The following is a 13993-nucleotide window of genomic DNA, read 5'->3' on the forward strand; positions in this document are numbered from 1 at the left end:
CCCAGCTAATGATCCTGTGCGCGTTTTCAATTTGCATTCTGTATAACATATGTTTTTCTTCTACCGATGACAGATACGTTGACCCAACTGGCCGATCACCTCCGGCAGACAATAGACCAAATGCCACCAGCGCTGCAGGCTGCCGCGAAATACATACTCGACCACCCCGGAGATTTTGGTCTGGACCCGATCCGCGATACCGCAGCGAAAATCGGTGTCAGCTCGAACGTATTGGTGCGATTGGCACACCATATGGGGTATGATGGATTCGATGCTTTACGCGTTCCGTTTCGCGACGCTCTGGTCACCGACAAAGAAGAGCATCTGGGTCAGAGTTGGTTGGCCGATATGCAAGGCGGCGACGCATTAGACCATGCACAGGCCAAATTCGCCCAGAACGAACAGAACGTCGTCATGCGGTCTTTACGGTTGATGAAACCCGAAAAGGTCAGGCAAGCCGTTGAAATCATAACCTCCTCAAACAGGTGCTTTGTCACCGCAACCCGTGCAAGCTATGCTCTGTCCTACTATTTTTCTTATGCCGGCCGTATGGCGCATCCGGGAATTCAGCTGGTTCCGCGCCACATGGGGGCCGCGACAGATGACTTGTTGGACGCCGATCAAGACGATTGCCTGATTGTGATTACGGTCCGCCCCTACTCGGCCGACACCATTCAGTCCATGCGTATGGCGCGGCGAAGGAAATTGCCGATCATCCTTATCGCGGACAGTGAGGTTATAGCACCCGGGATCGAACCAGATGTGGTGTTTCCCGTCAGCACCCGCTCTCTGCACCACTTTTCAAGCTACGCCGGAGCCATGGGCGTACTGGAATGTCTGTTGGGCCACCTGTTCAACGCCGGCGGGGACGCCGCACGCGATCGCGTGGACAATTACCAGAAGGCTCGGGAGGACACTGGCGCTTACTGGCAGCCATCAAAGCCGCCCAGAATAAGGCGCAAATAAAAAAGCCCCGGCGGTTGTTCCGGGGCTTCGTTTTTCGTTTCCAGCTTACATGCAGGCCTGAATAGCCCGCTTGGTCATGACACTGACCAAATGAGCGCGGTAGTCTTTGCTACCGTGCAGATCAGCAATCATGTTCGCAGAGTTGATGTGCAGACCGGTCAGCGCGTCCGGACGGAACTCCTTGTTCAGGGCCTCTTCGGCCTCGGACCAACGGAACACGCCGTCTTCACTGGCGCCGGTTACGGCGACGCGAACACCATCGGCAAACCTCGCCAGGTAGACGCCGACCAACGCAAAGCGCGAGGCCGGTTGCAGGAACTTCTGATAGCTGGCCGCCTGCGGCACCGGGAAGCGCACCGAGGTGATGATCTCGCCTTCATCCAAAGCGGTCGAGAACATGCCTTCAAAGAAGTCATCCGCTGCGATCTGGCGGGTGTTGGTGATGATCGTTGCGCCCGATCCCAACGCGCCCGCCGGGTAGCAGGCCGCCGGATCGTTGTTGGCGATCGACCCACCAATGGTGCCGCGATTGCGCACTGCCGGGTCGCCGATCTGACCAGCCAGCGCCGCCAGTGCCGGATAGCTGCTGACTGCCTCTGCGGCCACAGCTGCATGTGTCGTTGCGCCACCAATTGACACCGAACCATCATCCTCGATGCAAACACCTCGCATCTCGGGGATTCCCCCAAGCGACACCAGCGTCAACGGTGCTGCCAGCCTCTGCTTCAGCGTCGGGATCAATGTCTGACCGCCCCCCAACGCCTGCGCATCCTCGCCTCCCAGTGCGGCAACCGCATCCGCGATGGTCGAGGGCTTCTCAAACTCGAAATTGTACATTTCGCTTTTCCTTTCCGAAAGGCACTCTCCTGCCCTTCATCTTTTTGGAAATACTCCGGGGGTCTGGGGGCAGAGCCCCCAGCCTCTCCCACAATTCAACCGTTCATCGCTGCCCAGACGCGAGACGGGCTCACGGGCATGTCGATGTGATCGACCGCCTTGCCACCCGAGTTCAGCGCATCCAACACCGCATTGACCACTGCCGGAGGTGAGCCGATCGCACCAGCCTCGCCACAGCCCTTCACACCCAGAGGGTTGTGGGTACAGGGTGTCTGGCTGGAATGGTCGACGCCGTAGAACGGGACATCGTCCGCACGCGGCATCGCGTAATCCATGAAGGATGCGCTCAGCAACTGGCCATTCTCGTCATAGGCACAGTTCTCAAGCAGCGCCTGACCGATGCCCTGACCGATACCGCCATGGACCTGACCATCCACGATCATCGGATTGACGATGTTGCCAAAATCATCGGCGGCGGTGAAGGCCTCGATGGTGACCTGACCGGTCTCGGGGTCAACCTCGACCTCACAGGCGTAGGCACCAGCCGGGAAAGTGAAGTTGGCCGGGTCATAGAACGCAGTCTCCTCCAGCCCGGGTTCAACCTCCAACGGATAGTTGTGCGGCACATAGGCAGTCAGGGTCACATCGCCCCAAGCCACCGATTTGTCGGTGCCTGCGACGCTGAACTGACCATCCTTGAGCTCGATATCCGCCTCGGAGGCCTCCAGCAGGTGGGCCGCGATCCGCTTGGCCTTCTCGATCACCTTCTCGGTCGCCTTGACCATGGCCGAGCCACAGACCGCAAGCGAACGCGAGCCGTAGGTGCCCATGCCAAACGGAATCTTGGACGTGTCACCATGCACGATCTCGACCATCGACTCATCAATGCCGATCATGTCGGCCACAACCTGCGGGAAGGCGGTTTCATGCCCCTGCCCGTGGCTGTGCGCACCAACCATGACACTGATCGAACCGGTGGCATTCACCCGAACGGTCGCGGCATCATATAGGCCCGCGCGGGCCCCCAGCATGCCGACGATGTTCGAGGGCGCGATCCCGCAGGCCTCAATATAGCAATTGACGCCAAGACCGCGCAGCTTGCCTTTGGCTTCACTCGCGGCACGGCGTGCAGCAAAGCCTGCCAGATCGGCAGCGGCCTCAAGCTTGTCCATCGTCCCGTTGTAATCCCCGGTGTCATAGGTCAGCGCGACCGGCGTGTCATAGGGGAACTGGGTGACAAAGTTCTGACGGCGCAGGGCAATCGGATCGACGCCCAACTCTCGTGCTGCTTTATCGACAACACGTTCCAGCTGATAAGTCGCTTCGGGACGGCCAGCGCCACGATAGGCATCCACCGGTACCGTGTTGGTGAACATCGCCTTCACATTCACCTGAATGACCGGTGTCTTGTAGTTACCTGCCATCAAGGTACCGTGCAGCCAGGTCGGAACCGAGCTGGAGAAGGTCGACAGATAAGCTCCCAAGTTGGCATAGGTGTTGGTGCGCAGGCCGATAAAGTTGTTGTCCGCGTCCAGCGCCAGTTCAATCTTGCTGACATGGTCGCGGCCATGGGCATCCGACATGAACGCCTCGGACCGGCTGGAGGTCCACTTGACTGGACGGTTGCAGGCCTTGGCAGCGAAGGTGCAGAACGCCTCTTCGGCATAGTGGAAGATCTTGGTACCAAAACCGCCGCCCACGTCCGGGGCCACCACGCGCACCTTGTGCTCGGGCAGGCCCAGAACGAAGGCGCACATCAGCAAGCGGATCACGTGCGGGTTCTGCGACGTCGTAAAGAGTGTGTACTCATCCGTGCCGCGCTTGTACTCACCCACCGCCACACGTGGCTCCATCGGGTTGGCGACCAGACGGTTGTTCACCAAATCCAGCGTCGTCACATGCGCCGCGTTGGCGAAGACCTCATCGACCTTGGCGTCGTCGGTCTCGCCCAGCTGCCAGTCGTAGCAGATGTTGTTCTTCAGATCGTCATGGACCAGCGTCGCGCCCTCTTGCGCTGCGGCCTTCATGTCGATCACTGAGGGCAGTTCCTCGATATCCACCTCGATGGCCTCGGCCGCATCGCGGGCCTGCTCAAGACTGTCGGCCACAACGGCTGCGATCGGATCGCCTACATGGCGCACTTTGCCTTGTGCCAGAATGGGGTGCGGCGGCTCTTGCATCGGAGCGCCGTGCTTGTCGGTCACCTCCCAGCCGCAGGGCATCCCGCCCACGCCTTCGAAATCCTTACCGGTGAAAACCTTGACCACACCCGGCATGCCTTCGGCCGCCGAAGGGTCCACGGATTTGATCCGACCATGCGCGATGTCGGACCGCAGAAAATGCACATAGGCCTGGCCATGTACGTTGATGTCGTCGGTGTAATTGCCCGCTCCGGTCAGAAAGCGTACGTCTTCGCGCCGCTTGGAACTGGCTCCGATGCCACTGTCTTTGGGCATTGCTTGTTCTCCTCCCATAAACGGATGCGTGTGCACCCTTTGTCATCCCACGGGCGTCTCCTCAAACGCCCGCAGCGGCATCATTCGGCAGCGATGCTGCCCACGTCCTGACCCGAAGCGGCCATGATCGCCTTGACGATATTGTGGTAGCCGGTGCAGCGGCACAGGTTGCCTTCGAGATACTTCCGGATCTCACCCTCGGTCGGGCGTGGGTTCTCTTTCAACAGAGCGGCAGCGCTCATCACCATGCCGGGCGTGCAGAAACCGCATTGCAATCCGTGATGATCCTGAAACGCCTGCTGGATCACGTTCAGCGAGCCATCCGCGTTGGCTTGGCCTTCGATGGTGCCGACGTCGGCACCGTCCGCCTCAAGAGCCAGCATGTTGCACGATTTCACTGCCTCACCGTTTACATGCACCACGCATGCGCCACATTGCGCAGTATCGCATCCAACATGGGTTCCAGTTAAATTGAGATGGTCGCGCAAGAAACCGGACAATAGCGTCCGGCCTTCCGCTTCACCGCTCACGGTTTTACCGTTCACGGTCATAGAGACCTTAGTCATAAGATCCTCCCCTATTTTGGCTCTTATCGCTGAAGTTGAGTTAAACACGGGAAATTTTGTTTGAGAACAAAAATATCTGGCGCCCATGTCCGACGTTCGTAGGGGTCGCCTTTAAGATCCAACGCGCCTAGGCAAGAAACCAAATGACCGCTGTGTCAGCCTTTGCGCCCGGATCTTGGTTGTGGCCGCGTCGGGATTTCCTTGAGCAGACCGCCAACCCCCATTTCGGCAATGTCGGCACCGGTCGTCTCGATCCCGCAGGCAACGCGCGACAGGACCCAATCCGCCCCGTTCAACGCCGGCGAACGAGCGCATCCCGGCAAGCCGATCACCGGGCGAGAATCATGCGAGCCTAGAAAAAGCAAGTTGCCGGGATCCACAGGCATACCGAACCTGTCCACTTGCCCTCCAGCCGCCCGCACGGCCTCGGGCGCGACATCGAACACATCTGACGTCGCAGAGCCTGTCAGGATCATCACAACGTCCCCGTCCGTGTCCGAGACCGCCTGCGAAAGTGGTTCCGGTTTATGTGGAACGATTCGCACATCGCACAGGTCCATCCCCAACGCCTCGACCCGACCACGTATTGCGGCGATACCTTTTTCGTTCGGCGGACCACCCGGAATATCCGTGACGATCAGACCTGCGGTCTTGTGGACGGGACGCACCAGACTTACGGACGCTCGGGCAAGGTTGGTTGCAGTCAGGACATCTTCCCTTGGAACCGCGTAGGAAATCACCTTGATTGTGGCAACCATTCCGCCCGCACCCATCTGCTGATATTGCGGCACTGTTGCGACTGTGATCATTGGATTGACGCGGTTGAATTCCCGTAACGCTTCCACATTCAGCTCGACCACGCCGGGCCCGTCCGCCAAGAGGTTCACACGGCCGGTAAACGGTCGCGTCACCCGCAAACCGGCAGCTTGAGGGTCAGGTGCCAGCGCGGCCGCCAGCATTTCGGCCGCCTCGTCTTCGTGGCAATCCCCGGGCTGCAATCGTGCAACCGTAACCTTATCATACCCTGCGGCAGCTAGCTGATCGCGATGCTCAGCGGTCAGAACAAGGCCCTTGCGCAGCTTGGCATCCAAAACCTTTACGGAATGAGCCAGGATTGCGCCGGTGACATCTGCAACGGGTACGGGGCCGAACTTCACGCCTTGCCTCGCAGAACCGCTGTCATCTGAGCCAGTATGGCCACCGCGATCTCAGATGGGTCGGCCGCACCAATATCCAATCCTATTGGCCCGTGAATCTGCGATATCTGCTCATCCGAAAAACCGGCATCCTTCATACGTGCCACGCGCTTGGCATGCGTTCGCGTGGACCCGAGCGCACCGATGTAAAACACCCCGGCCTTGAGCGCAGATTCCAGGGCCGGGTCATCCAGCTTGGGATCGTGTGTCAGCAGAACGACGGCCGTTCGTGAATCCATGCCCAGCTTAGCGACGGCTTCGTCCGGCCAGTCAGTCAGGATCGTCTCACCCGGGAAACGGGCGTTGGAGGCAAAAGCGTCGCGTGGATCTATAATGGCAGGATCATATCCGGCTATTCGCGCCATCGGCACCAGCGCCTGTGCGATATGCACGGCACCAACAACCATCAGCCGCAGCGGAGGGTTATGGACTGCAACAAAGGTCTGACCGTCTTCTTCAAATCCGGACCGGTCCATGCGCAGTCGATCACGATACGCATTACGGCGTAAGGCCCTGTGACCCGTCTCAATGTTCACTTCATAGGCGACGGGCTCCCGCCGAGCGCGGGCTTCGACCAGATCACGCAGCATGGGTTCCGGCAGAACTGACCCAACGGGTTCGACAAGCACACGGATCGTACCACCGCAGGCCAGACCCACGGCGAAAGCATCCTCGTCGCTGACACCGAATTCCAGCAGGCGAGCCTCACCCTCGTCTATAGCCTCAAGCGCTTCGACAATAACCGCACCTTCCACGCAGCCCCCAGAAACCGACCCTTCGATCCGCCCGTCTCCGGCGATAACCAGTTGTGCGCCCACACGTCGTGGTGCGCTACCCCAAGTCTCAACGACCGTGGCGAGTGCGGTTGGTTTGCCCTCATTGTGCCAGTTCAAAGCCGTCTCAGGGCTGTTATCGAATCTGTCCATTGCACCCTCCCGGCGTGTTCTGATCCAACATAGGCAGGTTTGGCGCAATGAAAAGTAAGCCTTAAGACGAATAAACGGGCTGACTGCGCCAAGCCAACGCGTTTTGATCCGGTATCGGCGTATACAAGCCCAGAAATGCCGCCGCAGCGCAAATCATTGATTGCACATGTTCCAGATTCTAGCCTACACGCGTGGCTGCTGCATTCCAGTATGCGCATATAAATTTTTCACAACGGAGACAGAGAGTTGAAACGCATTATTACACTCGGATTGGCAATTGGCCTGCTCACTTCCACTGTTGCGTCCGCCGACACGTTCCTTCGCTATGGCGAAGTTGAAGGCTGGAAAGTATTCGCAGATCAGGACAAGAAAACCTGCCTGATCGAAGCCGTTGATGACGCGGAAAATGTGGTTCAGATGGGCCTGACCGAAGACCGTGGCGTTGGTTATGTCGGCGTTTTCACCAAAGCGGAAACCGACATCAAGCGCGGTGAGAAGGAAGCCGTGGCGATCCTGCTGGGCGACAACATCTATGTCGGCGAAGCGACCGGCATGAAGGGCAACATCACCAAGGGCTACTCCGGTGGCTATGTTCTGTCCGACGACCCGCAATTCGCGGATGACATCGCCAAGCAAAAGGTCATGGTCGTGTTCCCTGAGAAAGAGTTCGCCTTCACCGTTGATCTGACCGGCACCTACAAGGCCATGGAAATGGCGCGTAAGTGCAACGAAGAACAACTGGGCTGATGCTCAGCCCGAAAGCGCGGTCATCAGCCGCGCTTTCTCTCCCACGTCATCGGGTTTCGAGATGACATTGGCCAGATCCTCAAGCGACGCGATCGAATGCCCCGCGCGGAAACTGTCCACATGGGGTAGCATCGCGGCGACGCCCTGAGCCTTCGGCGCAAACCCATCCCAACGCAGCAGCGGGTTCAGCCAGATCAGGCGGCGCGCGGAAAGATGCAGCCGCTCCATCTCTTTCCCCAGCGCCTCGGGGTCTCCGCGATCCAGCCCATCCGAGATCAACAAAACCACCGCACCCTGCCCCATGACACGGCGCGACCAGTCGCGGTTGAACGCGTGCAGGCATTCGCCGATCCGCGTCCCGCCCTCCCAATCCTGCGCCTCGGCCCCGGCGGCGGCCAAAGCAGCGTCCACATCACGTTGCTGCAAATGGCGGGTGATATTGGTGAGGCGGGTCCCAAAGGTAAACGCGTGGACCTTGGCCCAACCTGCCCCTTTGGCGTTCGAAACTGTGTGTAGAAAATGCAGGACAATTCGGCTGTACTGGCTCATCGACCCTGAGATATCGCAGAGCACAACAAGATTGGGCCATCGGGGTTTGGGTTTGAGTCTGGCGATGTCGCGCAGCTCACCGCCCTGACGAATCGCTGCACGCAGAGTCCGCGCCCGGTCGATACGATGACCCAGATGACTTGCCTGGCCGCGCCGGGATTCAATGGGTTGGACCGGCAGCGTAAGCCGTGAAAGCATGCGCTTGGCCTGCGCGATCTCGGCCGTGCTCATTTGTTCAAAATCGAGGCTGCGCAGGCGTTCTTCGGAAGACGCAGTCTGCGACGCGTCAATCTCCAGTTCGGTCTCTTCCTCCTGCTCGGCCACCTCAGGCAGATCGCGTTCGATCCCGTCCAGCAACGCCTCGGCTGCGCGTTTTTCAGCAGCATCTGCCTTACGTTCTTCCTGCACCCCACGAATGGCCGGCAGCATCATGGACATCATGTGTTCCAGATATCGGGGGTCGCGCCAGTACAGACGAAAGACCTGCGCGAACACCGTGCGATGCTCCGGTCGGTTCACGAAACAGGCGTGCAGGGTCCAATAGAAATCCCGTTTTTCTGTGAACCCCGCAGCCTGAACGGCGCGGATGGCATCGACAACCCGCCCGGTCCCGATGGGCAACCCGGCCTTCCGCAAGGCTCGCGCAAAATGAGTAATGTTCTGCGCAAGCTTGGGATTGTCCGGGATCTCGATCGGGAGTTGTTCAGCCACGTTTTGCTCCCTTCTTCAAAGCCTCGACAATAGCGTCCGCCGCTTCTTTTGGGCTGAGCGAGTCGACCGGTATTTCAATCTGACCATCAAGGCGGAGCAAGGAGAGATCACGTCGGTACTTTTTCAAGATATCAGGATCCATCAGCTTGCTCCGACCGCGCCGTTCGGGATCACACAGACGCTGCAGGTTTTCTTTCTCGCTTAACTGAAGCACAAATGACTGGAATCGTCCGCCACGCCGGCGCGCAAAGTCCAAGGTCGGGGCAATCAGCTTGTGGTCCGCAGGGCTCTCTTCCAGTGCATCGGTAAAGATCAGCGGCACATTCGCTGCCAACGTCATTGCTGCGTCGTAGATCGAACTTCTCACGGTGCGACGAAGCACAGCATGTCTTGGATCCGATCTATCAAACAACGCACTAGCCGGATTCAGCATCAGATGGTTGTCGATCAAGCGCCCACCAAGCATATCGGCCAGCGCCAATCCGATTGTCCGTTTTCCCGAACCCGGCCAACCAACGATATGAATCGTTAGGGGTTCATCACGCATCAGACCGGTTCCAGAGACGCTTTGGCCTGATCCAGTATCCGTTTCGCCTCGGACCCCTGCAGTTTCTGGATGTCGTCCTGGTATTTCAGGATCGCACCCAGAGTGTCTCCGATCACCTCGGGGCTGAGGTTGATTACATCCAGCGCCAGCAGGCATTTGGCCCAGTCTATGGTTTCGGCCACGCCGGGTTTTTTGAACAGATCCTCGGTGCGCAAGTGCTGAACAAAGGCCACAACCTCGCGGCTGAGCGCTTCGGCGGCGTCGGGCGCGCGGGCGTGAAGGATTTCGATCTCACGGTCGAAATCGGGGTAGTCGACCCAATGATAGAGGCAACGCCGTTTCAAGGCATCGTGCACCTCACGCGTTCGGTTCGAAGTGACGATCACAATGGGTGGTTCCGGCGCTTTGACGGTTCCCAATTCGGGGATCGTTACCTGAAAATCGCTGAGCGCCTCAAGCAGGAACGCTTCAAACGGTTCATCTGTGCGGTCAAGCTCGTCAATCAACAGCACCGGAGCACCATATTCGTCCGGACGCATCGCCTGCAGCAGCGGGCGTTCGATCAGGTATTCGTCGGAAAACAGTTCAGATTGCAGCGCACCACGATCCGTCCCACCCGAGGCCTCGGCCGTCCGGATTGCAACCATCTGGGCCGGAAAGTTCCATTCGTAAACGGCCGACGACGCGTCGAGACCCTCATAGCACTGCAACCGGATCAAGCGCCGGTTCAGGCCGGCAGCGAGAGCCTTGGCGATCTCGGTCTTGCCCACTCCGGCCTCACCCTCCAGAAACAGGGGCCGGCCCAGTTTCAGCGACAAGAACACCACAGTGGCCAGCGCGCGCCCGCAGACGTAACCCTGCTCACCCAGCATGGATTGGACTGCGTCGATGGAATCTGCTTGTGTCATGTTCTTATCTCTCCCTTGCCACAACAGGTCATGGCCGCCCGCGCGCGTCAAGACCGTGGTCTTTCCGGGACTTCCGACGATCGGACAAGTTGACAAGGGCTGCGACCAGTTTGAAGGCCTTTCACCGCCGAGCCCACTGTGCTAGCGGAGGGCCATGACCGATACCCTCACGATCCGCCGCCCCGACGACTGGCATCTGCACCTGCGCGATGGCGCCATGTTGCAAGCCGTCCTGCCCGAAACCGCGCGCCACTTTGCTCGCGCGATCATCATGCCGAACCTCGTTCCGCCCGTCGTGCGCGGCGATCAGGCCGCGGCCTATCGCGACCGCATCTTGGCCGCGCTGCCCGAAGGCATGACGTTCGAACCGCTGATGACGCTATATCTGACGGAGGATACTGACCCCGAAGACATGGCTGCAGCACATGCGAGCGGACTGGTCAAAGCGGTCAAGCTGTACCCGGCGGGTGCGACGACAAACTCGGCCTCGGGTGTTCGCGATTTCGACAAAGTCCGTCCGGTACTGGAAAAGATGGCCGAGATCGGTCTGCCCATGTGCGTGCATGGAGAAGTGACTGACGCCGAGATCGACATTTTCGACCGAGAGGCTGTGTTCATCGACCGGGTTCTGGACCCGATCCGTAAGGCGACCCCGGGGTTGCGTGTAGTGATGGAGCATATCACGACCGCCAACGGTGTGGATTACGTCAAGGCCAATGAAACCGATCTGGGCGCGACGATCACAGCGCACCACCTGATCATCAACCGCAACCACATCCTCGTGGGTGGCATCAAACCGCACTACTACTGCCTGCCCGTCGCCAAGCGCGAAGAGCACCGTTTGGCTCTGCTGGCCGCTGCGACCTCGGGTGATGCGCGTTTCTTTCTGGGTACCGACAGTGCCCCGCATACCGACGCGAACAAAGAAATGGCCTGTGGCTGTGCCGGGTGCTTTACGGCGACCAACACGATGTCGCTGGTGGCCGAGATGTTCGACCGCGAGGGTGCTTTGGACAAGCTGGAAGGGTTTGTTTCACTGAATGGTCCGGCATTCTATCGTTTGCCGGTGAACGAAGGCACGATCACCCTGACCAAAGGCGATCCGGTCGTGTATCCGGAAAAGATCGAGTCCGGCGACGGGCCAGTGACCGTTTTCGATCCGGGTTTCCCCCTACACTGGCGCGTTGTCTAACCCGCCAGTAACGCAGCCAAATCGCGGGCGCGGCCGCCGGTGCGCAGCATCGACCAGATCGCGTCCGCATCCTCTGCCCGGATCAGCTTGTTCGCCTTGCCCCGCACCCGGTCTTCACGGTCGGAGAGCGTCATCGGAGCCAGCAGATCGTGCGTTACTTCACGCTTTGCGCCATCGCGGCGCAGAAGTGTCAGATGCGCTTGCGTTTCGGACAACGTGTCATCGGCTTCCACCGTGACACGATCCCGCAAAGAAATCAGACGCGGGTCGGCGCAAGTCTTTTCCGAGTAGCTATCGGGCAAGGCCGTGTCATACCCCAGCGCCTGCATCGCAATGACTGTCCGGTAGGAAAACTTGGCGCCCAATCCGGTTGTTGGTGACATCTGATTGCAGACGGTCATCCATCTTGGGTGGGTCTTGATCTTGATCTCGGCAACTTCCGGCTCGGCGATATCCAGATCTCGTGCAGCCTCCAGCGCCGCGTGCAGCCCATGGCAACATGCGTGGAATTTGTGGCTGACACTCTCGAAGAACCACTCTTCGCCCAAACCTTCCAGCGACGCGACAACGTCTGACTGACCCTTATGGGTCGCACCGAACCCATAGGGCCCTTCAAGCGCCACTGCATTCGGATCAAACCCGGCTGCGATCAACAACGCTGCTTCGACACCTGCCGAGGACGCCAACCCGGCGTTATAAGGTTTACCCATCGTCCCGAACTGGGCCTTGAGCCCGGCTGCGCGGGTTGCCGTCAGCCCCAGAACCTTGTGCATCCTGCTCGCATCGAAGCCCAAAATTCGTCCCGCAGCAACCGCCGCACCAAATGCCCCTGCGGTGGCCGTCTGATGAAACCCCGCCTGATAGTGATCGCGCCCCAACCAGAGGCCGATACGGATAGACGTTTCCATGCCGACTAGCGCGGCCTCAAGAAAGTCGACCAGAATACGATCGTCCCATTCACTGGCAGCAAGTGCGGCCGGAAGAACGGCAACCGACGGGTGGCCGATATGCGCGAAATGCGTGTCGTCATAATCCAGAGCATGAGACACGGTTCCATTCACCAGCGCCGCGCCACGCAAAGGTGCCGCACCTCCTCCGAACAGGTTGGCTTGTTCAGCACCGCCCTCGCCCAGCACCAATTCGCGCAGGGTTCGCGATACCGGCTCATCAACGCCAGCCCGCCCAACGGCAATCCAGTCCAGAACAGAAAGCGAAGTGACGACCCGCGTCTGCAGAGTCGTCGTGATTGGTCCGGCCGCGAAGGCCGCGAGTGATGCAGTGAAATCGGTCATGGGCGCAGTCTAACGCCCGATAAGACAGGGTAAAGACTTAGCTGTACAAATCCGCCGCGCGGGATTCGAATGCCTGCACGATCCGGTGCATGGCCTCGTTGAAGACCACTCCGATGATGCCCTGCAGGATGGCATTCTTGAACTCGAAATCCACATGAAACGAGATGTTGCACCCACCGTCGTCCGCATCTTCGAACTGCCAGTCGGATTTCATGTATTTGAACGGGCCGTCCAGATATTCCGTGTCGATCCGTTTCTGGTCGGCAAACAGAGTCACCCGGCTGCCGAAACGTTCGCGGAATACCTTGAACGAGATCACCAGATCGGCCTCAAGAACCTGCGCCTCGCCCGCCGCATATGTGCGGCGAATTCGGGCGGCTGCACACCAGGGCAGAAACTCGGGATATTTGGCCACATCGGCGACCAGCTCATACATCTGCTGTGCAGTGTAAGGAAGGTGACGTGTTTCCGAATGAGTAGGCATGGCGTCCGGTTTTTAAGGTGACAATGGCGCGTCATGTCGTATGTTGCGCGCCAAAGATCAAGGGGGCAGCGATGAGCGACCGCGCATATGTGATAGATACGATGATCTCGGCCAAGGCCATCGCCGCACGGATCGAGGAATTATGTCGCGAAATTACCGCAGAATTCGGAAACACCGATAAGTTGGTCGTGGTCGGCCTGCTGCGCGGCAGTTTTGTCTTCATCGCTGATCTGGTACGCGAACTCGATCTGCCGATCGAGGTGGATTTCCTTGAGGCGTCTTCCTATGGCGATTCGATGGAAAGCAGCCGCGAAGTTCGCATTCTAAAGGACTTGCGAGGTGCAATTGAAGGACGCGATGTGCTGGTCGTCGAAGATATCGTTGACACCGGCCACACGCTGAACCACGTCACCAAGCTGCTGCGCAGCCGTAAGCCAAGCCGCCTGAAATCCATTGCCTTGCTGGACAAGCCCAGCCGGCGCGAGGTCGATTTCCGCTCGGACTGGATCGGTTTTGAAATCCCGGACGAGTTTGTCGTGGGTTACGGGATCGACTATGCTCAGCGCAACCGGAACCTGCCATTTATCGGCAAAGTCCGGTTTGTCGAAGACTGACC

General features: G+C 59.1%; 14 protein-coding genes. 4 read left to right on the forward strand and 10 right to left on the reverse strand.

Annotated features, from left to right (window positions below):
- Nucleotides 1–66 precede the first annotated feature (66 nt).
- The gene (locus MHN28_RS02340) at nt 67–966 is read left to right on the forward strand and encodes a MurR/RpiR family transcriptional regulator (RefSeq protein ID WP_239335524.1); all 900 of its coding nucleotides are present in this window, start codon (nt 67–69) and stop codon (nt 964–966) included.
- Between the two features lie 45 nt (nt 967–1011).
- Here MHN28_RS02340 and MHN28_RS02345 read toward each other — a convergent pair whose 3' ends face one another.
- From MHN28_RS02345 to MHN28_RS02365, 5 genes are all read right to left on the reverse strand, one after another.
- Nucleotides 1012–1803 (reverse strand): xanthine dehydrogenase family protein subunit M, encoded by a 792-nt coding sequence (locus MHN28_RS02345; RefSeq protein ID WP_239335526.1) that lies wholly within the window; start codon nt 1801–1803, stop codon nt 1012–1014.
- Nucleotides 1804–1898: 95 nt separating this feature from the next.
- On the reverse strand, nt 1899–4259 hold the full coding sequence (locus tag MHN28_RS02350; RefSeq protein ID WP_239335528.1) for a xanthine dehydrogenase family protein molybdopterin-binding subunit: 2361 nt from the start codon (nt 4257–4259) through the stop codon (nt 1899–1901).
- An 80-nt stretch (nt 4260–4339) separates the two neighbouring features.
- The gene (locus MHN28_RS02355) at nt 4340–4825 is read right to left on the reverse strand and encodes a (2Fe-2S)-binding protein (RefSeq protein WP_239335530.1); all 486 of its coding nucleotides are present in this window, start codon (nt 4823–4825) and stop codon (nt 4340–4342) included.
- Nucleotides 4826–4980: 155 nt separating this feature from the next.
- Complete coding sequence (locus tag MHN28_RS02360) at nt 4981–5982, reverse strand: molybdopterin-binding protein (protein ID WP_239335532.1); 1002 nt, start codon at nt 5980–5982, stop codon at nt 4981–4983.
- The gene (locus MHN28_RS02365) at nt 5979–6947 is read right to left on the reverse strand and encodes an XdhC family protein (RefSeq protein WP_239335534.1); all 969 of its coding nucleotides are present in this window, start codon (nt 6945–6947) and stop codon (nt 5979–5981) included. Before MHN28_RS02365 ends, MHN28_RS02360 begins: the two co-directional genes overlap by 4 nt.
- A gap of 246 nt (nt 6948–7193) precedes the next feature.
- Between MHN28_RS02365 and MHN28_RS02370 the strand changes: the two genes are divergently transcribed.
- On the forward strand, nt 7194–7694 hold the full coding sequence (locus MHN28_RS02370; protein WP_239335536.1) for a hypothetical protein: 501 nt from the start codon (nt 7194–7196) through the stop codon (nt 7692–7694).
- Nucleotides 7695–7697: 3 nt separating this feature from the next.
- Here MHN28_RS02370 and MHN28_RS02375 read toward each other — a convergent pair whose 3' ends face one another.
- From MHN28_RS02375 to MHN28_RS02385, 3 genes are read right to left on the reverse strand one after another with little or no spacing between them, the layout of a single operon-like run.
- Entirely contained in the window at nt 7698–8954 is a 1257-nt protein-coding gene (locus MHN28_RS02375; protein ID WP_239335538.1) for a VWA domain-containing protein, read from the reverse strand.
- Nucleotides 8947–9501: a hypothetical protein gene (locus tag MHN28_RS02380; RefSeq protein WP_239335540.1), complete on the reverse strand. Its 555-nt coding sequence runs from the start codon at nt 9499–9501 to the stop codon at nt 8947–8949. Before MHN28_RS02380 ends, MHN28_RS02375 begins: the two co-directional genes overlap by 8 nt.
- A complete protein-coding gene (locus MHN28_RS02385; protein WP_239335542.1) occupies nt 9501–10409 on the reverse strand; it encodes a MoxR family ATPase in 909 nt (302 codons plus the stop codon). Before MHN28_RS02385 ends, MHN28_RS02380 begins: the two co-directional genes overlap by 1 nt.
- 154 nt (nt 10410–10563) lie before the next feature.
- On the opposite strand from MHN28_RS02385, the gene pyrC reads away from it, so the two are divergent.
- Complete coding sequence (gene pyrC / locus MHN28_RS02390) at nt 10564–11601, forward strand: dihydroorotase (RefSeq protein WP_239335544.1); 1038 nt, start codon at nt 10564–10566, stop codon at nt 11599–11601.
- Here the strand turns inward: pyrC and MHN28_RS02395 are convergent.
- On the reverse strand, nt 11598–12893 hold the full coding sequence (locus tag MHN28_RS02395) for an MmgE/PrpD family protein (RefSeq protein ID WP_239335545.1): 1296 nt from the start codon (nt 12891–12893) through the stop codon (nt 11598–11600). The genes pyrC and MHN28_RS02395 overlap by 4 nt on opposite strands.
- A 37-nt stretch (nt 12894–12930) precedes the next feature.
- Entirely contained in the window at nt 12931–13377 is a 447-nt protein-coding gene (locus MHN28_RS02400) for a type II toxin-antitoxin system RatA family toxin (protein WP_239335546.1), read from the reverse strand.
- Between the two features lie 71 nt (nt 13378–13448).
- Between MHN28_RS02400 and hpt the strand changes: the two genes are divergently transcribed.
- Nucleotides 13449–13991 carry a hypoxanthine phosphoribosyltransferase gene (gene hpt / locus MHN28_RS02405; protein ID WP_239335547.1) on the forward strand — a complete coding sequence of 181 codons (543 nt, stop codon included), beginning with the start codon at nt 13449–13451 and terminating at the stop codon, nt 13989–13991.
- Nucleotides 13992–13993 lie beyond the last annotated feature (2 nt).

Origin of the sequence: Ruegeria sp. Ofav3-42, assembly GCF_022347725.1 — a bacterium.
Lineage (GTDB): Bacteria > Pseudomonadota > Alphaproteobacteria > Rhodobacterales > Rhodobacteraceae > Ruegeria.